Genomic DNA, 22,421 nt, shown 5'->3' on the forward strand with positions numbered 1-22,421 from the left:
GGCCGGCCAGCCCGCCCTATGCCTTTGAGGCTCCCTTGCGCTCGGGCAACGGGGGGTTGGCCTCGCCATCCTCGCCGAAGTCCCCCTCGCCCAGCTTGATCACGCCTTCCGAAGGCACCCACTGCGCCTTCTTGCCCAAGGCCTCGATCTGCCCGCGGGCCTGCTCGAAGGCCCGCAGCAACTCGCTGCCCGTACCGTCGGCAGCGCCGAAATGGCGCCGCAGGGCATCGCCCGAAATCTCGAACTGGCGCTTGACGCCGCCCGTCTCCAGCATGAAGGTTACGTCGTCTCCATTGGCTTGCGCATTGGTGGCCTTGGCGAAACTTCCCATGTCTTGGCTCCTTGGTCGACTTGCCGGATATTCCATCCTACCCAAGCGGCCGGCCGGGCGAGGTAACCAATGGCAGCAGTGCGCAAGGTCCGCCGCAGCCCCCAGCAGGACAGGGCCGCTGCCCCATGGCGCGCTGCGCCTAGAATGTCGGGATTCGCCGCGCCACCGGCCCGGTGCGTCCCGGCTCGCCGACCGCAGCTCCGCTGATCGCATGTCCCACCGAACCACCCCCTTGCTCATCCGCTTCCTTGCCCTGCTCGCCCTGGCGCACCTTTACGTCGGCCTGCGCCTGCTGGGCGACCTGCCCCTGGGCGGCACGTCCAAGGCCGCGGCGGCTGCCGCGCTGGCCGCCTCCTGCCTGCTCATCCCGCTGGGCCTGCTCGGCCGCTCGGGCGCCGGCCAGGGGCCGCGCGACGCCCTGGCCTGGGCGGGGCTGCTGGCCATGGGGCTGTTCTCGTCGCTGTTCGTCCTGACGCTGCTGCGCGACGTGCTGCTGGTGCTGGCGCAGCTGGCCGCCTGGGCGGGCCTGGCCGTGCCCATGGCCGCGCTGCGCGCGCAAAGCGCCTGGGCCGTGCCCGCGCTGGCGGGCCTGGCCAGCCTGGCGGGCCTGTTCAACGCCCGCCGCCGCGCCGCGGTGGTGGACATCGCGGTCCCGGTCCAGGATCTGCCGGCCGCCCTGCACGGCTACAGCATCGTGCAACTGAGCGACATCCACGTGGGGCCGACCATCAAGCGCGGCTATGTGCAGGCCATCGTCGATGCCGCCAACGCGCTGGCGCCGGACCTGATCGCGGTCACCGGCGACGTGGTCGACGGCAGCGTGCGCCACCTGCGCGCCCACACCGAGGCGCTGGCGGGCCTGCGGGCCCGCGACGGCGTGTACCTGGTCACCGGCAACCACGAATACTATTCGGGCGTGCAGCAATGGGTGCAGGAGTTCCGCCGCCTGGGCCTGACAGTGCTGATGAACGAGCACGCCGTGCTGCGGCGCGGCGGCGCCGTGCTGGTGGTGGCCGGCGTGACCGACCATGGCGCCGGCAGCTTCGACCGCGCCCAGGCCTGCGATCCGGCCCGCGCCTTGCACGGCGCGCCGCCCGAGGCGGCCGTCAGGCTGCTGCTGGCGCACCAGCCCCGCACCGCGCTGCAGGCGCAGGGCCTGGGCTATACGCTGCAGCTTTCGGGCCACACCCACGGCGGGCAGTTCCTGCCCTGGGGATGGTTCGTGCGCTTTCAGCAGCCCATCACGGCAGGGCTGCACAGGCTGGGCGGCCTGTGGGTCTACGTGAGCCGCGGCACGGGCTACTGGGGCCCGCCCAAGCGCCTGGGCGCGCCCTCCGAGATCACCCGGCTGCGGCTGGTGCCGGCCACGGCGCGTCCGGTTCGCCCAGGTCCCAGTAGAGACCGGCCATGATGCGCAACCCTTCGCGGGCGACCCCGGGCAGCAGATGCTCGTCCGGGCCGTGCTGCCCACAGGCCGGATACGAATGCGGCACCCACAGCGTGGGCAGCCCAAGGGTCTCTGCGAACACTTCGTTGGGCAGCGAACCAGCCAGATTCGGCAGCACCGCCGGCTCCGCGCCGCAACTGCGCGCCATCGAGCGGCAGGCCCAGCGTACCCACGGATGCTCGACATCCAGACGGGTCGCAGCGCCTTGCATGCCCAGTTCTACGGCCACATCCTCGAAACCGTGCGCATCCAGATGCCTGCGCAGCAGCTCGGGCAGCTCGCGCCAGCGGGTGCCTACGACGAAACGCAATTGGCAATGCGCAACCGCAGCGGGAGGAATGGCGTTGACCGGCCGCTGCGGCGTACCCGCTTCCAGCGCCAGCACTTCCAGGGTATTCCAGCCGATCAAGCGTTCGGCCGCGCTCAGACCGGGCTCGCCCCAGCCTGGAGTCAGCGGCGGGTCGCCGTCTCCCGCGCCGACAGGAATGTCCCTCAGGGCGGCGCGAACGGCTGGCGTCAACGAGTCAGGCCGCAGCCCGTCGACGCGCATCACGCCGCGCGCATCCACCAGGCAGGCCAGCGCATTGGCGAGCCTGGTCGCCGGATTGGAGATTACGCCGCCCCAGTTGCCCGAGTGATACCCGCGCTGCCGCGCCTGCAGGCGCAGGGAGAAGTTGACCATGCCGCGCGAACCCAGGAAAACCGTGGGTCGTCCGGCGCACACGCGCGGGCCGTCGCATCCGATGAACAGGTCGGCACGCAGCCGTTCGCGCTGCTCGTGGCAGAACGCCTGCAAGCCGGGCGAGCCCGCCTCCTCGCCAGTTTCCAGCAGGACGGTCACGTTGTAGCCCAGCCTGCCGCCGCGCGCCTCTATGGCCGCGGCCAGCCCGGCCAGGTTGACGCTGTGCTGCCCCTTGTTGTCTGCAGTCCCCCGCCCATACCACTTGCCCTCGCGCACTGTCAGTTGCCAGGGCGACAGGCCCGGCGACCAGGCATCGGGCTGGCCACCCACCACGTCGCCATGGCCGTAGGTCAGCACGGCAGGCAACCCCTGTGCCTCGATGCGGCGCGCCACCAGCAGCGGCCCGGCGCCCGCCACGGGGTTGGGCAACACCTGCACGTCAAAGTCCAGGGCCCCCAGGAAGGGCCGCATCTCCTGCTCAAGATATTGCGCCAGCGCGGGCGACGCGCAGCCCGCGTCGCTTTCAGAGCGGTAGGCCACGCGCCGGCACAGCGCCTCCAGGAAGCTGCCGTCATCGAAATGGCCGTCGGCCGCGGCCAGGCAATCGGTTCGTGTCATGGGGAAAGGCAGAGGCGCGGTCGCGCGCCGCTTGCTTAGTTGCGCTGGATGTCGGCCTGCTCGGCGATGGGACGCAGCTTGGCGATGTCGCCCCGGACCCGCTTGACGTAGTCTTGCGAGGATTCGAAACCCGGCTCGATACCCGCGTTGGCCAGTTGCTCAAGCATACTGGGCTCGGCCATGGTCTGGGCCAATGCCTGCTCCAGCCGGGCCTGCACAGGCGCCGGCAAGCCGGCCGGGGCGACGACGGCAAACCACGATTGCATCGCGAAACCAGGATAGCCGCTTTCGGCGATGGTCGGTACGTCCGGCAGCAGCTTGGATCGCTCCGGGCCGGTGACGGCCAAGGCCTTGACGCGCCCGCCCTTGAGCGCGGCCACCGTGGCGGGCAAGGCGTCGAAACTGATCGGGATCTGGCCGCCCATCAGGTCGGTCAACGCGGGTGCGGCGCCCTTGTACGGAATGTGCGTCACGCTCACCCCGGCGGCCGACCAGAGCATTTCCGCGGCAAAGTGCACCGTCGTGCCATTGCCATGCGAGCCGTAGGAATACCGGTTGGGCTGCTTGCGGATGTTCTCGATCAGCCCGGGCAGATCCTTGGCGGGCTCGGCGTTATTGGCCAGCAGCGCCAGGCTGGTCGTGCCCACCACGCCGATGGGCGTGAAGCTCTCAAGCGGATCGTAGGACAGGTCGGGGTAAAGGATGGGATTGACCGCAAAGGTGGTGGCCGTGCCCATCAGCAAGGTGTAGCCGTCGGGCGCCGCCTTGGCTACCAGGTCCGCGCCGATGATGGTGGCCGCGCCGGCGCGGTAATCCACCACGACCTGCTGGCCCAGGCGCTCGGACAACCCTTGCACGACGATGCGCGTCACGGTATCGACGGTGCCGCCCGGCGGGAACGGCACGATCATTCTGATGGGCCGGTCGGGATACTGCGCCAGGGCGGGAGCGCCTGCCAGCACGCCCGTGGCCAGCGCCGCTGCAAGCAGGACGGAACGGAATGCTATTTTCATGGTGTTTTCCCCTTGATGAGTGGCCCGGCGCTCAACCGCGCCGGTTGGTGTCGAACTTGACGATACGGTTGAAGTCCTCCTGGTCGGCCAGGCTGGCCACGCTGTCCTGCCAGATGCCCGCCACCTGCGTGCAGACAGGCAGATCCAGCTCGACGCTTTGCATCAGCCCCTGCGCCAGGCGCACGTCCTTGCGCATCAATTGCATGGTGAAGCCCGAATCGAAGGCATCATTCAGGATGCGGCTCGGATAGTTGTAAAGCGTGACGCCGCTGCGGCCCGATCCGGCATTGATGGCATCGAGCAGTTGCCCCGTCTTCACGCCCGCGGCTTCGGCAATGCGAAACGCCTCGCTGGCGGTCAATAGATGGGCGGCCACCAGCAGGTTGTTGACCAGCTTGGCGATATAACCCGCGCCGCAATCCCCGATGTGAAAGCGCTTGCTGCCAAGCGCCGAGAGCACGTCCCGGGCACGCGCCAAGTCGGCCTGGCTGCCGCCGATGAACATCGTCAGTTCGCCGGCCGCCGCGCCGCGCGGCCCGCCGCTGACCGGCGCATCAATCAGCGCCACGCCGGCCCGTTGAAGCACTGGCATCACGGCTCTCATGACAGCGGGGTCGGCGGTGGTGGTATCGATCAGCAGCGTGCCTGGCCGCGCCAGGTCGGCAAGGCCCTGCGGGCCTTCGATCAGCGACCGCACGATGTCCGAGTTGGGCAGCGACAGCACGACGATGCCGGCGCGAGACAGCAGCCCGGCCAGGGAGTCCGCCAGGCTGATGCCATCCTTCGCGCACGCCTCCCTGGCTGCCTGGGAGGCGTCCAGCCCGTGCACCTCGAAGCCGGCGCGCCTGAGCGAGTTGGCCATGCCACGGCCCATCTGGCCCAGGCCGATGACGCCGACGCAAGTGTTTTCTTTCATGACAAACATCCGATGTAGTTGAAAGACAGGCCCTCAGGCGCCTTGGCCGAAGGGCAGCCAGACGCTCTTGGTCTGGGTGTATTCGTAGAGGGCCTCCTGGCCGCTGCCTCGGCCGTAGCCGCTATTGCCATAGCCGCCAAAAGGCGTGGATGCATGCATCTCGCGGTACATGTTGATCCAGAAAATCCCCGCACGAACCGCCCCGGCCACGCGATGGGCGCGCGCCACGTCGCGCGTCCATACGGCGCCGGCCAAGCCGAACTCGCTGTCGTTGGCGATGTCGATAGCCTCCTGCTCGGTATCGAAGGGGATGACCGCCAGCACAGGACCGAACACTTCTTCCCGGGCGATCCGCATGCCGTTGTTCACGCCGCTCAGAATGGTGGCCGGCACGTAATAGCCCTTCTGATCCCGCGGCTCTTCGGCCTGTCCCAGTTCCAGACGCGCTCCCTCTTGCAGCCCCATACGGACCATCTCGCGCACTCGGCGATATTGCGCCAGGTTGTTCAGCGGTCCCGCGTCGCTTTGCTCGTCCAAGGGATCGCCGATGCGGTATTGCGCGCTGGCCTGGACGACTTGGCGCACGAAGGCGTCGTGAATGCCGCGCTGCACCAGCAAGCGCGAACCCGCCGCGCAGTTTTGCCCGGTATTGGCAAAGGCCGCCACCACAGCCGCCTGCGCGGCCGCCGGCAGATCGGCGTCTTCGAACACGATGTTGGCCGACTTGCCGCCCAGCTCGAGCAGGCAAGGGATGGGCCGTTCTCCAGCCGCCGCGTTCACCCGCCTGCCGGTCCCGGTCGAGCCGACGAAGACCACCTTCCTGACCGCCGGATGCCCGATGGCGGCGGGCCCTACCGTCTGGCCCAGTCCATTGACCACGTTCAGCGTGCCCGGCGGCAGACCCGCCTCCAACGCCAGCTTGCCCAGCACCAGAGAGGACAACGGCGTCAACTCCGACGGCTTGAGCAGTACGGCGTTGCCCATGGCCAAGGCCGGGGCCATGCTCCAGCCGGCCAGGTAAAAGGGAGAGTTCCAAGGCATGATCTGCAGCACCACGCCCAAGGGTTCGCGCAAGATGTAGTTGAGTTGCCCGCCGGGCACGGGAACGACACGGCCTTCCACTTTGTCGGCCCAGCCCGCGAAATAACGCAGGCTTTCGGCCACGGCCGCTACCTGGGCCCTGCAACCCTTGACCGCCTTGCCGGTGGACCAGGCCTCCAGGCGCGCGATGGCATCGGCCTGCGCGGCAATCCGCTCGGCCAGGCTGGCCAAGGCGACGGCGCGCTCGCGCGCGGGCAGCGCGGCCCAGGCTGCCTGGCCCTGCGCAGCACTTGCCAGAGCCTCGCGCACGGCCCCGGGCGTGGCATCGCGATAGCGCAGCAACAACCCGCCCGTGGTGGGATCGTTCAAGGCGATTTCCTCGCCCTGCCCGGCCACGCAGCGGCCATCCACCCAGGAACCGACCGGCTGCCCCTCGCCCATCAGGTGCGCGTAGAGCCGTTGCGGCGCGACGGCCGCATGGACTGGCGTGCGGCTCATCGGGCGGCAGCCTGCTCGGCGTCGTATTCGGCCAGGAACTGCTTGGCCGTGCGGGTCGCTTCGCTGCCGGCCGGCACGCCGCAATACAGTGCAACCTGCAGGAAAACCTCGGCGATCTCCTGCCGGGTGACACCGTTGTTCAAGGCCCCACGCAGGTGGATCTTCAATTCCGCCGGACGGTCCATGGCGGCCAGCATGGCCAGGTTGATCAAGCTGCGCGAACGCCGGTCCAGCCCCGGACGATCCCATACCTCGCCCCACAGGTTTCGGATGGCAAAGCTGCGCATCGGCTCGCTGAATGCGTCTGTGTTCGCCGCCGAGTTCCGGACGTATTCCTCGCCCAAGACTTCGCGGCGGATTTCCTCGCCGCGCTGATAAAGATCCTTGCTCATCGCGTTTCCCGTGTATGTGGCAGCGGCCCGCGGCCGCGCTGACAAAGGCAGTCTAGGCAAGGGCAAGCGATCGCATAAGATCTGAATACGGTTATCATGATCACAAAAACCTATCGCTATACGGAAGCACGGGTATGACGCTGGACCAATTGCGCGCCTTCGTGGCCATCGTCGAGCATGGCAGCATCCGGTCTGCCGCGCGCCACCTGGGCATCGCGCAAAGCGGCTTGACCCAGCAACTGCACCGGCTGGAGCACTCGCTATCGGCCACGCTGTTCACCCGGGCGAGCACCGGCGTGGTGCTGACTGCGCAAGGCGATACCCTGCTGGCGCGCGCCCGCATCATCCTGGGCGAATGCCACCGCACCGAGCAGGAATTCAACTACCTGCAAGGCAGGCTATCGGGCAACGTCAACGTGGGCGCCTCGGCCGAAGCCTGCGCGCGGCTGCTCCCAGTGGCGCTGCGCCAGCTGCGGTGGGCCCATCCGGACATCGCGGTGAACCTGGCCAGCGGCCCTTCCTCGCTGCTGCTGTCGGGAATACGGGAAGGCCGTCTGGATTTCGCCATGACGCTGGTCTCGCACGGCAGCGACATGACCGACCTGAGCGCCGTCAAGCTTGCCGACTCCCAGGCGCGCATCCTGTGCCGTCGCGGCCATCCCTTGCAGCATGCCGGCTCCATCCATGCGCTGGCACAGGCGGAGTGGATCAATACCCGTCCGCTGGGTCGCGCCGGCACGCCCTCGAACCGCCTGGGCGACTGGTTCGAGCAGAACGGCCTGGCGCAGCCGCGCGTGGCGCTGACGGTGGAATCGCTGCTGGATACGCTCAAGCTGGTGGCCGAGACGGACTACCTGTTCCTGGGCCCGGCCTTCGTGCGGCAAGATGGCTTTGCCGGTGCGCTGGCCGCCATGGACCTGAAGGAACCTTTGCCCGGAGCCGAGATCTGCCTTGTGCAGCGCCAGGCCGTGCCGCTGGCGCCAGCGGCACGCGTATTCGCGTCGATGCTGCTGACCTACAATCGCAGGCGCGGCGCCGGCCGCCTTGCCGCTAGCGCAGATCCAGGTACAGGGTCTCCTTGACCTCTTCCATCACCACGTAGCTGTGCGAGGAAGCCGATGAAGGCAGGCGCTTGAGCAGGTCGCCAAGCAGGCGGCGATAGGCGCTCATTTCCTTCAGGCGGGCCTTGACCAGGTAGTCGAACTCGCCCGAGACCAGGTGGCACTCGAGCACCTCGGGCACCAGCGCCAGGTCGCGCCGCACCTTGTCGAAGACGTCGCCCGACTTGGCCGAAAGCTTGATCTCCAGGAACACCAGCAGGTCCTTGCCCACCAGCGCCGGGTTCACGCGCGCGTAGTAGCCCATGATGACCCCGTCGCGCTCGAGCCGCCTGACGCGCTCGGCGCAAGGCGTGGCCGAGAGGTTGACGCGGCCGGCCAGCTCGCTGATGGGGATGCGGCCCTCGCGCTGCAGGATATCGAGGATGAGGCGGTCGATGCGGTCCAGCTTGACCATGGAAATCCACTGTTGGAAGGGCCTGACAGGCGACCGTCGTAGTGTAATCCACTAGTCTTTGGCAATAAATAAAATGAAATCGCTACCCATGTATCACTAGACTAGAAGAATCACCTGAATCGATACAAGGGGGCCAGCATGCATGTCATCGTCCTGGGCAGCGGCGTCATCGGCGTGACCACTGCCTACTATCTCGCCCGGCGCGGCGCGCGGGTCACGGTGCTCGACCGCCAGGACGCGGCGGCCAGGGAAACCAGCTACGCCAACGCGGGGCAGGTTTCGCCGGGCTATTCCACGCCGTGGGCCGCGCCCGGCATCCCTGGCAAGGCGCTCAAGTGGATGTTCCAGTCGCACGCGCCGCTGGCCATCCGGCCGGACGGATCGCTGTACCAGTTGCGCTGGATGGCGGCCATGTACCGCGAATGCAGCGCCGAGCGCTACGCCATCAACAAGGGCCGCATGCTGCGGCTGGCCGAATACAGCCGCGAATGCCTGATCGCCTTGCGCGAGCAGACCGGCATCGCCTACGACGGCCGCGCCTTGGGCCTGACGCAGATCTTTCGCGATCCGGCGCAGCTGGAAGCCGCGCGCCGCGACACCGCCGTGCTGGAAGAATGCGGGGTGCCCTACCAGTTGCTGGACCGCGACGGCCTGGTCCAGGCCGAGCCGGGCCTGGCGCGGTCGGCGCACAAGCTGGCCGGCGGGCTGCGGCTGCCGAACGACGAGACCGGGGATTGCCACCTGTTCACCACCCGCCTGGCCGAGCTGGCCGCGCGGATGGGCGTGCAGTTCCGCTACGGCGTGCACATCGAAAAGCTGCTGCGCGAGGGCGAACGCATCGTCGGGGTGCAGGCCGGCGGCGAACGCCTGCAGGCCGACCGCTACGTGGCCGCGCTGGGCAGCTACAGCCGCGCCCTGCTGCTGCCGCTGGAACTGGACGTGCCGGTGTATCCGGTCAAGGGCTATTCCTTGACCTTCCCGCTGCACCATCCCGAACGCGGGCCGGCTTCGACGATCCTGGACGAGACCTACAAGATCGCCGTTACCCGCCTGGGCGAGCGCGTGCGCGTGGGCGGCATGGCCGAGCTGGCGGGATTCGACCTGAGCCTGCGCGCGCGGCGCCGCCAAACCCTGGAACACGTGGTCAACGACCTGTATCCGGACTGCGGACCCAGCGAGCAGGCGCAGTTCTGGACCGGGCTGCGCCCGATGACCCCGGACAGCACGCCGCTGGTGGGCCGGACCCGCTATCCCAACCTGTACCTGAACACCGGGCACGGCACCCTGGGCTGGACCATGTCCTGCGGCTCCGGGCGCCTGCTTGCCGACGTGATCACGGGCCACACCCCCGACATCTCCACCGAGGGCCTGACCCTGGAGCGCTACGGCAAGCGCGCGTCCCGGGCCGGCCTGCGCACGCAGGCGGCCGGGGCATGAACCAGCCAGGCCTGTCGGGCGCGGCCTGGGCCGGCGCGGCGGGGGCGGATGCGGCGGGGGCGGATACGGCCCGGCCCGAGGCGGCCCGGCCGGCCCGCGCCGTCATCGACCTGCAAGCCCTGCGCCACAACTACGTGCAGGCCCGGCGCCAGCACGGCGCCCGCGTGCTGGCCGTGCTCAAGGCCGACGCCTATGGCCACGGCGCGACGGCTTGCGCCGGCGCGCTGCAAGGGCTGGCAGACGGCTATGCGGTGGCCTTCCTGGACGAGGCCCGGCCCTTGCGCCAGGCGGGCGTGGCCGGGCCGATCCTGGTGCTCGAAGGCGCCTTCTCGCTGGAAGAAACCGTGCAGGCCGCCCGGCTGGGCTGCGCGCTGGTGGTCCACGACCACGCCCAGCTGGGCATGCTGCAGGCCGCCGAGCGCCTGGGCGGGCCGCCCGTGCACGTCTGGCTGAAGATCGATACCGGCATGAGCCGCGCCGGCTTGCCCCCCGGCCAGGCCGGCCAGGCGCATGCGCGGCTGCGGGCGCTGCGCTGCGTGGCCGGCATCACCCTGATGACGCATTTGGCCAGCGCCGACGAACCGGCCAGCGGCCAGACCGCCGCGCAGCTGGCCTGCTTCGACGAGGCCACGGCCGGCCTGCCCGGGCCGCGCAGCGTGGCCAATTCGGCCGGCATCCTGGCCTGGCCCGGGGCGCGGCGCGACTGGGGCCGCGCCGGCATCATGCTTTATGGCGCCGAGCCCCTGCCGCAGCCGCGCGCCGGCCTGCGTCCGGTCATGCGCCTGTGCAGCCGCGTCTTCGCCGAGCGCACCGTGCCGGCCGGCCAGCCCGTGGGCTATGGCGCCGGCTACGTGGCGCCGCGGCCAACCCGCCTGGGCCTGGTGGCCATGGGCTATGCCGACGGCTATCCGCGCCGCGCCCCCTCGGGCACGCCGGTCGCGGTGGACGGCCGCCCGGCAGCCCTGGCCGGGCGCGTCAGCATGGACATGCTGACGGTGGACCTGACCGACCTGCCCGGCTGCGGGGTGGGCAGCGAAGTCGAGCTATGGGGCGCCGCCGTGCCGGTGGGCGCCGTGGCGCAGGCGGCGGGCACCATCCCGTACGAGCTGCTTTGCAACGTGAAGCGGGTACGGCGGATCTACGAAGGCCAGGACGCGCCCTGCGCGCCGGCCGCGCGCCGGCTTCAGAATGCGTAGCTCAGCCCCACCATGCCGAAGGCGCCGCCGCGCCGCTCGGTGACGGGGCTGTCGCGCGCATCGCCCAGCAGCGTCCTGGCCCCAAGGGTGGCGATGGTGCTGATGCCGTTGTCGAAACCATAGGTCCAGGTGGCCGCCACGGTGGCCGACTTGAAGCCCGAGGAGGCCTCGTAGGGGCGCAGGCCCGCGCGGCTGCGCTGCGACTCGCGCTGCGAGACGCCGAAATAGGTGTCCATGGCGTCGCTGCTGGCCCATTGCGTGCCCACGCCCAGGGTAACCGTGCTGCGCCCGCGCTGGTAGAGGCGATAGTCGGCATCCAGCGCAAGTATCCCGCCGTAGCCGCTCTTGAGGGCCTGGCGATAGGCCACCGAGAAGCCCAGCGGCCCTTGCGACCAGCGCAGGAAGGCGCCGCCCACGCCATGCCAATCGATGTCGTCCAGGCCCTTGAGCCGATCGTAGTCGTCGGCGTCGCGTCCATCCTGCAAGCCGGCGAACACGCCGCCCGACCAGGGGCCGCCCAGCTGCCAGCGCAAGCCCAGCGCCGGCGCGCCGGCCACGCGCGAAATGAAGAAGTTTCCGCGCTCGTAGCGCACGAGCGGCACGGGCTTGAACTCGTATTCGTCGCTGCCCTCGTATTCGGGGACGTAGGCCGCGCCGACACCGATGAAGTTCTGGGCCGGCGCGGCCGGGGCGGCCAGCGCCAGGCAGGCCGCCAGGCAGGAACCCGCGAGCGGTCCGCACGCGCGGGTAAAGGGCATGGTCATGAAAAGGCTCCTTGTCGATGCTGCAGGGATATTGCCCGGCGCTTCGCGCGCCGGGCAGCGTGGATTACGCCACACCTATGTTGAAGAACTTTTTAAGGCCGGGACGCGGCGCTTGAACACGCGGGATGCGGCCCCCAAGCAAGCGTGGATACATCCCGAAACGGGATACGCGTTTCGCCGCGCTGCGCGGCGTGGCGCGGGCCTGGCCTGTCAGTAGAATGGCCCGGCACAATGCTTCGCTCTTTTCCGCCGCCTTGGAGACGCCCTTGATCGAATCCGCCTTTCCCAGGGAAACCGTCGCCGCGCAGGCAGAACGCATGCACCGCGAACTGCTGCACGAGCTGAAATACCGCATCGCCCGCCCGAGCAGGCCAGCGCCGACGACTGGCTGACCGCCCTGTCCATGGTGGTGCGCCGCCGCCTGGTCGACATCCTGCTCTCGACCCAGGCCCGCCGGCGCGGCGCCCGCTGCAAGAAGGTCTATTACCTGTCGCTGGAATTCCTGGTGGGCCGCTCGCTGGTCAGCAACCTGCTCAGCCTGGGCCTGCTCGAAGGCACCCGCCAGGCCCTGGCCGAACTGGGACTGGACCTGGACGCGCTGGCCGAGCGCGAGCACGACGCGGCGCTGGGCAATGGCGGCCTGGGCCGGCTGGCGGCCTGTTTCATGGAGTCGCTGGCCACCCTGGACCTGCCTGCGCTGGGCTGCGGCATCAAGTACGACTATGGCCTGTTCAAGCAGGCCTTCGACGGCCCCTCGCAGGTCGAGCTGCCCGACTTCTGGGACGGCGACCGCAGCCCCTGGATGATCGAGCGCCATGACGAAAGCCATGCCGTGCCGCTGTATGGCCACGTCGAGCACGAATACGACGAGCACGGCCGCTACCGCCCGCGCTGGCACGCGGCCAGCGAGCTGGTGGGCATCCCGCACGACATGCCGGTGGCCGGCTACGGCGGCGCCTGCGCCAACGTGCTGCGGCTCTATGCGGCGCGCGCCTCGGCCACCTTCGACATGCACGTGTTCAACAGCGGCGACTACATGCGCGCCGTGCAGCAGAAGATCGAGTCCGAGACCGTCTCCAAGGTGCTCTACCCCTCGGACGCGGTTCACCAGGGGCGCGAGCTGCGGCTGGTGCAGGAGTACTTCCTGGTGGCCTGCGCGCTGCGCGACATCATGGGCGAGTTCCTGCAGGACGAGCACGATTTCGCCCGTTTTCCCGAGCGCGTGGCGATCCAGATGAACGACACCCACCCGGCGCTGGCGGTGGCCGAACTGATGCGCCTGCTGGTGGACGAACACGACGTGCCCTGGACCCAGGCCTGGGACATCACCCAGCGCAGCTGCGGCTACACCAACCACACGCTGCTGCCCGAGGCGCTGGAGAAGTGGCCGGTGGCGCTGCTCGAACGGGTGCTGCCGCGCCACATGCAGATCATCTACGAGATCAACGCGCGCTTCCTGGCCCAGGCCCGCGTCCGCTGGGGCGAGCACGATCCGCGCATCGCGCGGGTCTCGCTGATCGAGGAAGGCGGCGAGCGCCAGGTGCGCATGGCGCACCTGGCCATCGTCGGCAGCCATTCGGTCAACGGCGTGGCCCAGCTGCACTCGGAGCTGGTCAAGCGGGAGCTGGTGCCCGAGTTGCACGCGCTCATGCCCGGGCGCTTCAACAACAAGACCAACGGCATCGCGCCGCGGCGCTGGCTGCTGCAGGCCAACCCCGCCCTGGCCGCGCTGTTGGACGAGGCGCTGGGCACGGGCTGGGTCACCCGCCTGGAAACCCTCCAGGGCCTGGAGCGCCATGCGGGCGACGCCGCCTTCATCGAGCGGCTGCAGCGCGTCAAGCGCGGCAACAAGCAGCGCCTGGCCCAATACGTGCGCGCCACCAGCGGCCAGGCGCTGGATCCGGACTCGCTCTACGACGTGCAGGTCAAGCGCATGCACGAATACAAGCGCCAGCTGCTGCATATCCTGCACGTGATCCACCTGCACATCCGGCTGACCGAGCATGGCCAGGACATCGCCCCGCGCACGCACATCTTTGCCGGCAAGGCCGCGCCCGGCTATGCCGCGGCCAAGCGCATCATCCACCTGATCCGCAGCGTGGCCGCGGCGGTCAACGCCGACCCGCGCTGCCGCGGGCGGCTTTCGGTGGTCTTTCTGCCGGACTACAAGGTGAGCCTGGCCGAACGCATCATCCCCGCCGCGGACCTGTCCGAACAGATATCCACGGCCGGCACCGAAGCCTCGGGCACGGGCAACATGAAGCTGGCGCTCAACGGCGCGCTGACGATGGGTACGCTGGACGGCGCCAACATCGAGATCCGCGATTGCGTCGGCGCCGAGAACTTCTACGCCTTCGGCCTGGACGCCGCGCAGGCCGCCGCGCTGCGCGCCGGCGGCTACCGGCCGCGCGACTACCTGCTGCGCGATCCCGAACTGGCCCGCGTGCTCGACGCCCTGATCGACGGGCGCTACGCCGCCGACCGCGGCACCTACGCCGAGCTGCACCGCAACCTGGTCGAACACGACCACTACCTGCACCTGGCCGATTTCCGTCCCTACCTGCACGCGCAGCGCCAGGCCGCCCGGGATTTCCAGCAGCCGCGGCAATGGCACGAGCGGGCGCTGTACAACATGGCGCGGCTGGGGCATTTCTCCAGCGACCGCACGGTGGCCGAATACGCCGGGCAGATCTGGGGCTTGTACGCCTGGCCCCAGGCCATGCCGCAGCCCAAGGGCCTTGCCCACCCGCGCACCGCCGACGCCGCCTGAGCCGCCCGCAGGCCCTGTTATGATGGCTGTATATCCATACAGTCATCCGTCCCGCACATGTCCGCCCGCCTGCCCGCCGACGAACGGCAGCGCCATTACCTGCATGATTTCCGGCGCATCTGCCGCGCGAGCCGGGTCGCATGAGCGCGCCGGCCGGACCCGGCCACGTCGTGGCGGTGCGCGCCCTGTGCGAGTTCACCGCGCGGCACGGCGACCTGGACACGCGCTACACGCCGGCCCCTTCGGCGCTGGAAGGCATGGCCGGCCACGGCCTGGTGCGCCAGCGGCGCGGACCGGGCTACGAAGCCGAGATCGCCCTGTCGGCGTATCACGGCGGCCTGCTGGTGCGCGGGCGCGCAGACGGCTACGACCCGGGCCTGCAGCGCCTGGAAGAGATCAAGACCCATCGCGGCCGCTTCGAGGCCATCGGCGAGCGCCAGCGCGCGCTGCATTGGGCGCAGGCGCGCATCTACGGCCATCTGTTCTGCCAGGCGCGCGGCATGGGCCGCATCGGGCTGGCGCTGGTCTACCTGGAGACCGGCAGCCAGCGCGAAACCGTGCTGCACGAAAGCTGGGACGCCGCCGAGCTGGCCGCGTATTTTTCGCGCCAATGCGACGCCTACCTGGCGTGGGCGGCCCAGGAAGCCGCCCACCGCCAGGCCCGCGACGCGGCGCTGCGCGCCCTGTCCTTTCCGCAGCCGCGCTTTCGCAGCGGCCAGCGCGAGCTCTGCGTGGCGGTCTACCGCAGCGCGCGCGACGGCGGCTGCCTGATGGCGCAGGCGCCCACCGGCATCGGCAAGACGCTGGGCACGTTGTTTCCCGTGCTGCGCGCTTGCCCCGAAAGCGGCCTGGACAAGGTTTTTTTCCTGACCGCCAAGGCGCCCGGACGCGCCTTGGCGCTGCAAGCCCTGCAAACCCTGCAGGCGCACGGCGCGGCCCCCTTGCGGGTACTGGAGCTGCGCGCGCGCGAGCAGGCCTGCGAACACCCCGGCCGCGCCTGCCACGGCCAGGATTGTCCGCTGGCGCGCGGCTTCTACGACCGCCTGCCCGCCGCCCGGGCGCAGGCCTGCGCCGGCACGGGGCATTGGCGGCAAGCCGCGCTGCGCGAGATCGCGCTGGGCCACGGCATCTGCCCCTACTACCTGGCCCAGGAGCTGGCGCGCTGGGCCGACGTGGTGGTGGGCGACTACAACTACTACTACGACGCCAGCGCCATGCTGTATGCGCTGGCCCGGCAGCAGGGCTGGCGCGTGGCGGTGCTGGCCGACGAGGCGCACAACCTGGTCGAGCGCGCGCGAGGCATGTACACCGCCCGCATCGAGCGCCAGGCCTGCCGCCGCGCCCGCGCGGCCGCGCCGCCGGCCTTGCGGGCCTGCCTGGACACGCTGGGCCGGCACTGGAACGACTGGCTGCGGCAGATCGCCGACGGCCCGGCCTACCGGCGCCACGACGCACTGCCCCAGGCCTGGCTGCGCGCGCCGCACCAGGCCGTCTCGGCCATCGCCGAACACCTGGCCGACAGCCCGGCCGGCCTGCCCGAGCCGGTGCAGCGGTTTTTCTTCGACGCGCTGCATTTCACGCGGCTGGCCGAGCAGCTCGGGCCGCATACGCTGCTCGATACCACGCGCACCGGCAATGAGCGCCGGACCGACGCCACGGTCTGCCTGCGCAACGTCATCCCGGCCGGCTTTCTCGCCCCGCGCCATGCCGGGGCCTGGGTCACCGTGCTGTTTTCGGCCACGCTGGCCCCGGCGCGCTACTACCGCGACACCCTGGGCCTGCCCCCGCAAACCGGCTGGCTGGAAGTGGCCGCCCCGTTTCGCCCCGAACAGCTGGCCGTGCGCGTGGTGGGCAACGTCTCCACGCGCTGGCGCGACCGCGCCGGCTCGGTGCCGCGCATCGCCGGCGAGATCGCGCGCCGCTACCGGGCCCGGCCGGGAAACTACCTGGTGTTCCTGAGCAGCTTCGACTATCTGCGGCAGGTCGCCGGCCACCTGGGCGCCGAACACGGCGACTGGCCGCTGTGGGTGCAAACACCGGACATGGACGAGGCCGCGCGCGCCGGCTTCCTGGCGCGCTTCGTGCCCGAGGGCCGGGGCCTGGGCTTTGCCGTGCTGGGCGGGGCGTTTTCCGAAGGGGTGGACCTGCCCGGCTCGCGGCTGGTGGGCGTGATCGTCGCCACGCTGGGGCTGCCGCAGTTCAACGCCGTCAACGAGCAGATGCGCCAGATCATGCAGGCGCGCTTTGGCAGCGGCTACGACTACGTGTACCTGTACCCCGGGCTGCGCAAGGTGGTGCAGGCGGCCGGCCGGGTCATCCGCAGCGAAACCGACCAGGGCTCGCTGACCCTGATCGACGACCGCTACCGCCAGCCCGAGGTGCGGGCCTTGCTGCCGCGCTGGTGGGGGCTGCATGGCGCCCGCCCGGCCCGGGATTAGCCACGCTAATGCCCGGCCCGAAAAAAACTGGTTTGCCCGCTTTTGCTGCACCGCGGTAGTCTGATCCCAGTGCCGGCCCGTCCCGGCGCGCAAACATATCAAAAGGGGAAGTTCCATGCACCGCTCTCGCTCCGCGCGCCGCGCGGCACCGTTCCTGCGCGCCTGCGCCCTGGCCGCCCTGGCCGTGTCCGCCCTGGCCGGCACGGCCGCCCGCGCCGCCTATCCCGAGCGTCCCATCACCGTGGTGGTGCCGTTTCCGGCCGGCGGCATCAACGACACCATCGCCCGCCCCGTGCTGCAGAAGCTGGGCGAGGCCCTGGGCGCCAGCATCGTGGTCGAGAACCGCCCCGGCGCCAGCGGCATGATCGGCAGCAGCGTGGCCGCGCGCTCGGCCCCCGACGGCTACACCCTGCTGCTGGGCGCGGCCAGCACCATGGCGGTGGTGCCGCAGATGAACGCCAGCGCCGGCTACGACCCGCTCAAGGATCTCGTGCCGGTGGGCGGCATCGCCTCGGTGGCCAGCATCCTGGTTACCGGCAAGAAAGACCGCTATCCCGACCTGAAGGCCGTGCATGCCGCCGCCCAGGCCCAGCCCGGCCAGCTGACCTACGGCTCGGCCGGCACCGGCACCTCGCAGCACATGCAGATGGCGCAATACAACCTGGAGCGCGGCCTGTCGATGATGCACGTGCCCTACCGCGGCGGCGCACCGGCCATGACCGACCTGGTGGGCGGGCAGATCGACCTGATGATGGAGCCGGTGGCCACCGCCCTGCCCCAGATACGCGGGGGCAAGGTGCATCCGCTGGCCATCTCGCAGAAGGAGCGCTCGCCCCTGGCGCCGGACGTGCCCACCTTCGCCGAGGCCGGCGTGCCCGAATACCTGGCCAGCACCTGGTTCGTGCTGATGGCCCCGGCCGGCATGGACGCGGCCAACCTGCAGATGCTCAGCGGCAAGCTGATGCAGGTCCTGGCCGACCCGGCCATCGTCAAGGCGCTGAACGAGCGCGGCGTGGATCCCATGCCGCTGCCCTCGCAGGAGATGGCCCGGTACATGCGCGACGAATACGCGCTGTGGGGCAAGGTCATCAAGGAAGCCGGCATCCCCCAGCAGTAGAATCGGGGCATGCCCCGTGATACTGCCCCCGATGCGCCGACGCCTGCCACCGCTTAGCACCTTGCGTCCTTTCGAAGCCACCGCGCGGCTGGGCTCCTTCACCCTGGCCGCGCAAGAGCTCTCGCTCACGCAAGGGGCGGTCAGCCAGCAGGTGCGCAACCTGGAAGACTACCTGGGCGTGCGCCTGTTCGAGCGCCATGCGCGCCGGCTCGAACTGTCGGACGAAGGCAGGCAGTTCTTCGCCTCGGCGCAGCGCGCGCTGGACGACCTGGAGCGCACCACCGCGCGCATCGTGGCGCGCGGCGCGCGCGAGACGGTCACGCTCAGCGCCATGCCCTCGCTGGCCACCTTCTGGCTGATGCCCCGGCTGGCCGCCTTCACGGCAAGCCGGCCCAACATCGACCTGCGCCTGACCACGTCCATCGAGGCGGCCGACCTGCACGGCGGCGGCATCGACGTGGCGATCCGCGTGGGCAAGCTGCCCGGCCGCGCCTACCGGCGCGACCGCCCGCGCATCGACCTGGTCATGACCGAACGCTGGGACGGCCTGGTGGCCGACGCCCTGTTTCCCGATGCGCTGGTGCCGGTCGCCTCGCGCCAGCTGCTGGCGCAAGGCGCGGCCATCGCCTCGCCGGCCGACCTGCTGGCCCATCCGCTGATCCATACGGTCAGCCGGCAGCGGGCCTGGCAGGACTGGTTCCAGGCGCATGCGCTGAGCTTCCAGCCGCGCGCGCAGGACCTGGAGTTCGGCCACCTGTTCATTTCGCTGCAGGCGGCGCAGGAAGGGCGCGGCATCGCGGTGGTGCCCGAGCTGATCTACCACTATGCCCGCGAGCAGTCGCCCGACCTGACCGCCGCCTGGACGCCGGCCGTGCGCAGCTCGGGCGAATACTACGTGCTCACGCACGAATCGCAGGACACCTCGCCGGCCGTGCAGTCGGTGCGCCAGTGGCTGATCGAGCAGGCCGGGCAGACCCGCCGGCAATACCGGCTGGACGATTGCGTCTGAGCATGGCCCAGCCATTACCGGCGCTAATGCGCGCGGCCAAAATTATTCTTTTGTCAGGATGCGCCGGCTTGCGTAGGCTTTAGCCCTCGATGCGGCCATCCGGCCTACAGGAGTTTTCATGCAAGCAGCACAAGAAGTACGCGTGGGCATCGCCGGCTTCGGCGCCATCGGCAAGGCCATCGCCCGCAGGCTGGACGCCGGCATCCCGGGCCTGCGCCTGGCCGCGCTGGGCGTGCGCGACGCCGAAAAGGCGCGTGCGGCCCATGCCTTTGCCACGCCGCCCGTCTATACCGACATCGACCATCTGGCCGAGCATTGCGACGTGGTGGTCGAATGCGCGCCGGCCGCGCTGCTGCCGCGCATCGCCACGCCGGTGCTCAAGGCCGGCAAGAAGCTCATGGTGCTCAGTTCCGGCGCCCTGCTCATGAACGAGGACCTGGTCGAAGTCGCGCGCGCGCATGGCGGCCAGATCGTGGTGGCCACCGGCGCGCTGCTGGGGCTGGACGCGGTCACGGCCGCGGCCGAAGGCACCATCAACGAAGTGCGCATGGTCAGCCGCAAGCCGCCCATCGGCTTTGCCGGCGCGCCCTACGTGGTCAAGAACGGCATCGACCTGGACGCCATCAAGACGCCTACACGGATCTATACGGGCACCGCCCGCGAAGCGGCCACCGGCTTTCCGGCCAACCTGAACGTGGCGGTATCGCTGTCGCTGGCCGGCGTCGGGCCGGACCGCACCATCCTGGAAATCTGGGCCGACCCCACCATCTCGCGCAACATCCACCGCATCGAGGTGGACTCGGAGGAGGCCAAGCTGAGCATGGAGATCCAGAACGTGCCCAGCGAGAACCCCAAGACCGGCCGCATCACCGCGCTGTCGGCCGTGGCCGCCCTGCGCAAGATGGCCGCGCCGCTGCGCATCGGCACCTGAGCGGGAGGGACCGTCGCGCATGCCTTTCTGCCTGATCGCACAACCCATCCACGAAGCCGGCGTCGCCGCCTTGCAGGCCGCGGGCTTGCAGGTGCGCACCGCCAGCGCGCCCGACCTGGACACCCTGGCCGCCGAGATCGGCCAGGCCGACGCGGTGCTGATCCGCGATGCCCTGCCGGCCTGGGTCATGGACCGCGCCCCGCAGCTGAAGGTGATCGCCAACCACGGCACCGGCACCGATGCGGTGGACGTGGCCCACGCCACGGCGCGCGGCATACCCGTGGTCTACACGCCCCAGGCCAACGTGCAGGCGGTCGCCGAGCATGCGCTGATGCTGATGCTGGCCACCGCGCGCAAGGCGGCGGCGGCCGACCTCGCCACGCGCCAGGGCGACTGGGGCTTCAAGTATCGCCACGACCTGTATTCGCTATGGGGCAAGACGCTGGGCATCGTCGGCTACGGCCACACCGGCCGCTGGCTGGCCCGCATGGCCGCCGGCGGCCTGGGCATGCGCGTGCGCGTCTGGTCGCCCAGCGCGCCGCCCGGCCCCATCGACGGCGCCCAGCGCGCCGCCACCCTGCAGGAACTGCTGGAGCAGGCCGACGTGGTCAGCCTGCACCGTCCGCTGCGGCCGGATACGCGCCATACGCTGGACGCCCGCTCGCTGGCCTGGCTGCGTCCGCATGCCCTGGTCATCAATACCTCGCGCGGCGGGCTGATCGACGAGCCGGCGCTGGTGCAGGCGCTGCAGCAAGGCCGGCTGGCCGGGGCGGGCCTGGACGTGTTCGAGCAGGAGCCCTTGCCGCAGGACCACGCCCTGGCGGGCCTGCCCAACGTGGTGCTCACGCCCCACCTGGCCGGCTCCACCGTCGAAGCCCTGCGCGAGACCGCGCTGCAATGCGCGCAAGGCATCATCGACGTGCTGGACGGACGCCGGCCGGAAAACCTGCGCAACCCGCAATGCTGGCCGCCGGCGGCAAGCTAGCCGATACGCCGCAGGCCCGTCAGGACAGGCGCCAGGCCAGCGCCGCCAGCGCGGCGCACAGCACCGGCAGCGTCAGCACCACGCCAACGCGGAAATAGTAGCCCCAGCCTATGGCCACGCCCTTGCGCTGCAGCACGTGCAGCCACAGCAGCGTGGCCAGGCTGCCGATGGGCGTGATCTTCGGGCCCAGGTCGCTGCCGATCACGTTGGCGTAGATCATCGCCTCGCGCACCGTGCCCTGCGCCTGCGCGGCGTCGATGGACAGCGCGCCCACCAACACCGCCGGCAGGTTGTTCATCACCGAGGACAGCGCGGCCGCCAGCAGGCCGGTGCCGAAGGTCGCCGCCCACAGCCCCTGGCTTGCCAGCGCATCGAGCAGGCCGGCCAGCAGATCGGCCAGGCCCGCGTTGCGCAAGCCATACACCACCAGGTACATGCCCAGCGAAAAAACCACGATATGCCAGGGCGCCCCGCGCAGCACCTTGCCCGTGTCGATCAGCCCGCCGCTGCGCGCCACGGCCAGCAGCACGGCGGCGGCTGCGCCGGCCACGGCGCTGACCGGCACGCCCAGCGGCTCGAGCAGGAACAGGCCCGCCAGCAGCAGCGCCAGCACCCACCAGCCGGCCAGGAAAGTGCGCCGGTCGCGGATGGCCTGCGCGGGCGCTCGGACCAGGGCCGGGTCGTAGCGCGCCGGCACCGCGCGGCCAAAGACCGCCAGCAGCATCGCCAGGCTGGCCAGCACCGAGGCCAGCGTGACCGGCGCCATGACCCAGGCGTAGCGGGCAAAGCCGATGCCGAAGAAGTCGGCCGACACGATGTTGACCAGGTTGGACACGACCAGCGGCAGGCTGGCGGTATCGGCCACGAAGCCGGCCGCCATGACGAAAGCCAGCGTGGCCGCGGGCCCGAAGCCCAGCGCCGCCAGCATCGCCATGACGATGGGGGTAAGGATCAGGGCCGCGCCGTCGTTGGCGAACAGGGCCGACACCACCGCCCCGAGCAGCACCACCAGGACATAGAGCAGCCGGCCGCGGCCGGCGCCCCAGCGCGCCACGTGCAGCGCGGCCCACTCGAAGAACCCCGCCTCGTCCAGCAGCAGGCTGATGACGATGATGGCAATGAAGGCGGCCGTCGCGTTCCAGACGATGCTCCAGACCGCGGGAATGTCGGAAAGGTGCACCACGCCCAGCAGCAGCGCCAGCAGCGCGCCGCCGGCGGCGCTCCAGCCTATGCCCAGGCCGCGCGGTTGCCAGATGACCAGGACGAGGGTGGCGGCGAACAGGAAGGCGGCAAGCATCACGATTTGGCGGCAGGATCCAAG

At 70.2% G+C, this 22,421-nt stretch carries 20 protein-coding genes; 11 read left to right on the forward strand and 9 right to left on the reverse strand.

The window, feature by feature from the left end; genetic code table 11:
- Positions 1–16: 16 nt before the first annotated feature.
- A complete protein-coding gene (locus V8Z80_RS09840) occupies positions 17–331 on the reverse strand; it encodes a DUF1488 family protein (RefSeq protein ID WP_336061886.1) in 315 nt (104 codons plus the stop codon).
- A gap of 211 nt (positions 332–542) precedes the next feature.
- Between V8Z80_RS09840 and V8Z80_RS09845 the strand changes: the two genes are divergently transcribed.
- A complete protein-coding gene (locus V8Z80_RS09845) occupies positions 543–1,742 on the forward strand; it encodes a metallophosphoesterase (protein WP_336061887.1) in 1,200 nt (399 codons plus the stop codon).
- Here the strand turns inward: V8Z80_RS09845 and V8Z80_RS09850 are convergent.
- The 5 genes from V8Z80_RS09850 to V8Z80_RS09870 are packed head-to-tail and all read right to left on the reverse strand — an operon-like array spanning position 1,672 to position 6,938.
- Positions 1,672–3,078: a M20 family metallopeptidase gene (locus V8Z80_RS09850; RefSeq protein WP_155192199.1), complete on the reverse strand. Its 1,407-nt coding sequence runs from the start codon at positions 3,076–3,078 to the stop codon at positions 1,672–1,674. The two genes, V8Z80_RS09845 and V8Z80_RS09850, sit on opposite strands and share 71 nt — an antisense overlap.
- Before the next feature lie 35 nt (positions 3,079–3,113).
- Positions 3,114–4,091 (reverse strand): Bug family tripartite tricarboxylate transporter substrate binding protein, encoded by a 978-nt coding sequence (locus tag V8Z80_RS09855; RefSeq protein ID WP_336061888.1) that lies wholly within the window; start codon positions 4,089–4,091, stop codon positions 3,114–3,116.
- A 31-nt stretch (positions 4,092–4,122) separates the two neighbouring features.
- The gene (locus tag V8Z80_RS09860; protein ID WP_336061889.1) at positions 4,123–5,007 is read right to left on the reverse strand and encodes an NAD(P)-dependent oxidoreductase; all 885 of its coding nucleotides are present in this window, start codon (positions 5,005–5,007) and stop codon (positions 4,123–4,125) included.
- A gap of 33 nt (positions 5,008–5,040) precedes the next feature.
- Positions 5,041–6,546, reverse strand: a complete 1,506-nt coding sequence (locus V8Z80_RS09865; protein WP_155192202.1) for an aldehyde dehydrogenase family protein — start codon at positions 6,544–6,546, stop codon at positions 5,041–5,043.
- Entirely contained in the window at positions 6,543–6,938 is a 396-nt protein-coding gene (locus tag V8Z80_RS09870) for a carboxymuconolactone decarboxylase family protein (RefSeq protein WP_155192203.1), read from the reverse strand. Before V8Z80_RS09870 ends, V8Z80_RS09865 begins: the two co-directional genes overlap by 4 nt.
- 134 nt (positions 6,939–7,072) lie before the next feature.
- Here V8Z80_RS09870 and V8Z80_RS09875 point away from each other — a divergent pair, with 134 nt between their 5' ends.
- Positions 7,073–8,020: a LysR substrate-binding domain-containing protein gene (locus tag V8Z80_RS09875; RefSeq protein ID WP_155192204.1), complete on the forward strand. Its 948-nt coding sequence runs from the start codon at positions 7,073–7,075 to the stop codon at positions 8,018–8,020.
- Here the strand turns inward: V8Z80_RS09875 and V8Z80_RS09880 are convergent.
- Positions 7,989–8,453, reverse strand: a complete 465-nt coding sequence (locus V8Z80_RS09880) for an Lrp/AsnC ligand binding domain-containing protein (protein ID WP_155192205.1) — start codon at positions 8,451–8,453, stop codon at positions 7,989–7,991. The genes V8Z80_RS09875 and V8Z80_RS09880 overlap by 32 nt on opposite strands.
- 138 nt (positions 8,454–8,591) lie before the next feature.
- Here V8Z80_RS09880 and V8Z80_RS09885 point away from each other — a divergent pair, with 138 nt between their 5' ends.
- The gene (locus V8Z80_RS09885) at positions 8,592–9,890 is read left to right on the forward strand and encodes a D-amino acid dehydrogenase (RefSeq protein ID WP_336061890.1); all 1,299 of its coding nucleotides are present in this window, start codon (positions 8,592–8,594) and stop codon (positions 9,888–9,890) included.
- A complete protein-coding gene (gene alr / locus V8Z80_RS09890) occupies positions 9,887–11,086 on the forward strand; it encodes an alanine racemase (RefSeq protein ID WP_336061891.1) in 1,200 nt (399 codons plus the stop codon). The genes V8Z80_RS09885 and alr overlap by 4 nt, the downstream gene beginning before the upstream one ends.
- Here alr and V8Z80_RS09895 read toward each other — a convergent pair.
- Entirely contained in the window at positions 11,074–11,850 is a 777-nt protein-coding gene (locus V8Z80_RS09895) for a MipA/OmpV family protein (RefSeq protein WP_336061892.1), read from the reverse strand. The genes alr and V8Z80_RS09895 overlap by 13 nt on opposite strands.
- A 266-nt stretch (positions 11,851–12,116) precedes the next feature.
- Here V8Z80_RS09895 and V8Z80_RS09900 point away from each other — a divergent pair, with 266 nt between their 5' ends.
- The 7 genes from V8Z80_RS09900 to V8Z80_RS09930 all read left to right on the forward strand — a co-directional run bounded on the left by V8Z80_RS09900 (position 12,117) and on the right by V8Z80_RS09930 (position 21,100).
- Positions 12,117–12,242 (forward strand): hypothetical protein, encoded by a 126-nt coding sequence (locus V8Z80_RS09900; RefSeq protein ID WP_336061893.1) that lies wholly within the window; start codon positions 12,117–12,119, stop codon positions 12,240–12,242.
- A gap of 11 nt (positions 12,243–12,253) precedes the next feature.
- Positions 12,254–14,620 (forward strand): glycogen/starch/alpha-glucan phosphorylase, encoded by a 2,367-nt coding sequence (locus V8Z80_RS09905; RefSeq protein ID WP_336061894.1) that lies wholly within the window; start codon positions 12,254–12,256, stop codon positions 14,618–14,620.
- A 140-nt stretch (positions 14,621–14,760) separates the two neighbouring features.
- Positions 14,761–17,058 (forward strand): ATP-dependent DNA helicase, encoded by a 2,298-nt coding sequence (locus V8Z80_RS09910; RefSeq protein ID WP_336061895.1) that lies wholly within the window; start codon positions 14,761–14,763, stop codon positions 17,056–17,058.
- A gap of 115 nt (positions 17,059–17,173) precedes the next feature.
- Positions 17,174–18,175, forward strand: coding sequence for a Bug family tripartite tricarboxylate transporter substrate binding protein (locus V8Z80_RS09915; RefSeq protein WP_155192211.1), 1,002 nt, complete (start codon positions 17,174–17,176; stop codon positions 18,173–18,175).
- Between the two features lie 61 nt (positions 18,176–18,236).
- A complete protein-coding gene (locus V8Z80_RS09920) occupies positions 18,237–19,184 on the forward strand; it encodes a LysR substrate-binding domain-containing protein (protein ID WP_336061896.1) in 948 nt (315 codons plus the stop codon).
- 118 nt (positions 19,185–19,302) lie between these two features.
- Positions 19,303–20,115: an aspartate dehydrogenase gene (locus V8Z80_RS09925; RefSeq protein ID WP_155192215.1), complete on the forward strand. Its 813-nt coding sequence runs from the start codon at positions 19,303–19,305 to the stop codon at positions 20,113–20,115.
- A gap of 19 nt (positions 20,116–20,134) precedes the next feature.
- A complete protein-coding gene (locus V8Z80_RS09930; RefSeq protein WP_336061897.1) occupies positions 20,135–21,100 on the forward strand; it encodes a hydroxyacid dehydrogenase in 966 nt (321 codons plus the stop codon).
- 19 nt (positions 21,101–21,119) lie between these two features.
- Here V8Z80_RS09930 and V8Z80_RS09935 read toward each other — a convergent pair whose 3' ends face one another.
- Complete coding sequence (locus tag V8Z80_RS09935) at positions 21,120–22,397, reverse strand: arsenic transporter (protein ID WP_155192218.1); 1,278 nt, start codon at positions 22,395–22,397, stop codon at positions 21,120–21,122.
- Positions 22,398–22,421 lie beyond the last annotated feature (24 nt).

The organism is Orrella sp. JC864 (assembly GCF_037026685.1).
Lineage (GTDB): Bacteria > Pseudomonadota > Gammaproteobacteria > Burkholderiales > Burkholderiaceae_B > Orrella.

Excerpts from the sequence above, each read along its gene's own strand:
- V8Z80_RS09840 (WP_336061886.1), bottom strand. The coding sequence starts at position 331 with ATGGGAAGTTTCGCCAAGGCCACCAATGCGCAAGCCAATGGAGACGAC.
- V8Z80_RS09845 (WP_336061887.1), top strand. The coding sequence starts at position 543 with ATGTCCCACCGAACCACCCCCTTGCTCATCCGCTTCCTTGCCCTGCTC.
- V8Z80_RS09850 (WP_155192199.1), bottom strand. The coding sequence starts at position 3,078 with ATGACACGAACCGATTGCCTGGCCGCGGCCGACGGCCATTTCGATGAC.
- V8Z80_RS09855 (WP_336061888.1), bottom strand. The coding sequence starts at position 4,091 with ATGAAAATAGCATTCCGTTCCGTCCTGCTTGCAGCGGCGCTGGCCACG.
- V8Z80_RS09860 (WP_336061889.1), bottom strand. The coding sequence starts at position 5,007 with ATGAAAGAAAACACTTGCGTCGGCGTCATCGGCCTGGGCCAGATGGGC.
- V8Z80_RS09865 (WP_155192202.1), bottom strand. The coding sequence starts at position 6,546 with ATGAGCCGCACGCCAGTCCATGCGGCCGTCGCGCCGCAACGGCTCTAC.
- V8Z80_RS09870 (WP_155192203.1), bottom strand. The coding sequence starts at position 6,938 with ATGAGCAAGGATCTTTATCAGCGCGGCGAGGAAATCCGCCGCGAAGTC.
- V8Z80_RS09875 (WP_155192204.1), top strand. The coding sequence starts at position 7,073 with ATGACGCTGGACCAATTGCGCGCCTTCGTGGCCATCGTCGAGCATGGC.
- V8Z80_RS09880 (WP_155192205.1), bottom strand. The coding sequence starts at position 8,453 with ATGGTCAAGCTGGACCGCATCGACCGCCTCATCCTCGATATCCTGCAG.
- V8Z80_RS09885 (WP_336061890.1), top strand. The coding sequence starts at position 8,592 with ATGCATGTCATCGTCCTGGGCAGCGGCGTCATCGGCGTGACCACTGCC.
- alr (WP_336061891.1), top strand. The coding sequence starts at position 9,887 with ATGAACCAGCCAGGCCTGTCGGGCGCGGCCTGGGCCGGCGCGGCGGGG.
- V8Z80_RS09895 (WP_336061892.1), bottom strand. The coding sequence starts at position 11,850 with ATGACCATGCCCTTTACCCGCGCGTGCGGACCGCTCGCGGGTTCCTGC.
- V8Z80_RS09905 (WP_336061894.1), top strand. The coding sequence starts at position 12,254 with ATGGTGGTGCGCCGCCGCCTGGTCGACATCCTGCTCTCGACCCAGGCC.
- V8Z80_RS09910 (WP_336061895.1), top strand. The coding sequence starts at position 14,761 with ATGAGCGCGCCGGCCGGACCCGGCCACGTCGTGGCGGTGCGCGCCCTG.
- V8Z80_RS09915 (WP_155192211.1), top strand. The coding sequence starts at position 17,174 with ATGCACCGCTCTCGCTCCGCGCGCCGCGCGGCACCGTTCCTGCGCGCC.
- V8Z80_RS09925 (WP_155192215.1), top strand. The coding sequence starts at position 19,303 with ATGCAAGCAGCACAAGAAGTACGCGTGGGCATCGCCGGCTTCGGCGCC.
- V8Z80_RS09930 (WP_336061897.1), top strand. The coding sequence starts at position 20,135 with ATGCCTTTCTGCCTGATCGCACAACCCATCCACGAAGCCGGCGTCGCC.
- V8Z80_RS09935 (WP_155192218.1), bottom strand. The coding sequence starts at position 22,397 with ATGCTTGCCGCCTTCCTGTTCGCCGCCACCCTCGTCCTGGTCATCTGG.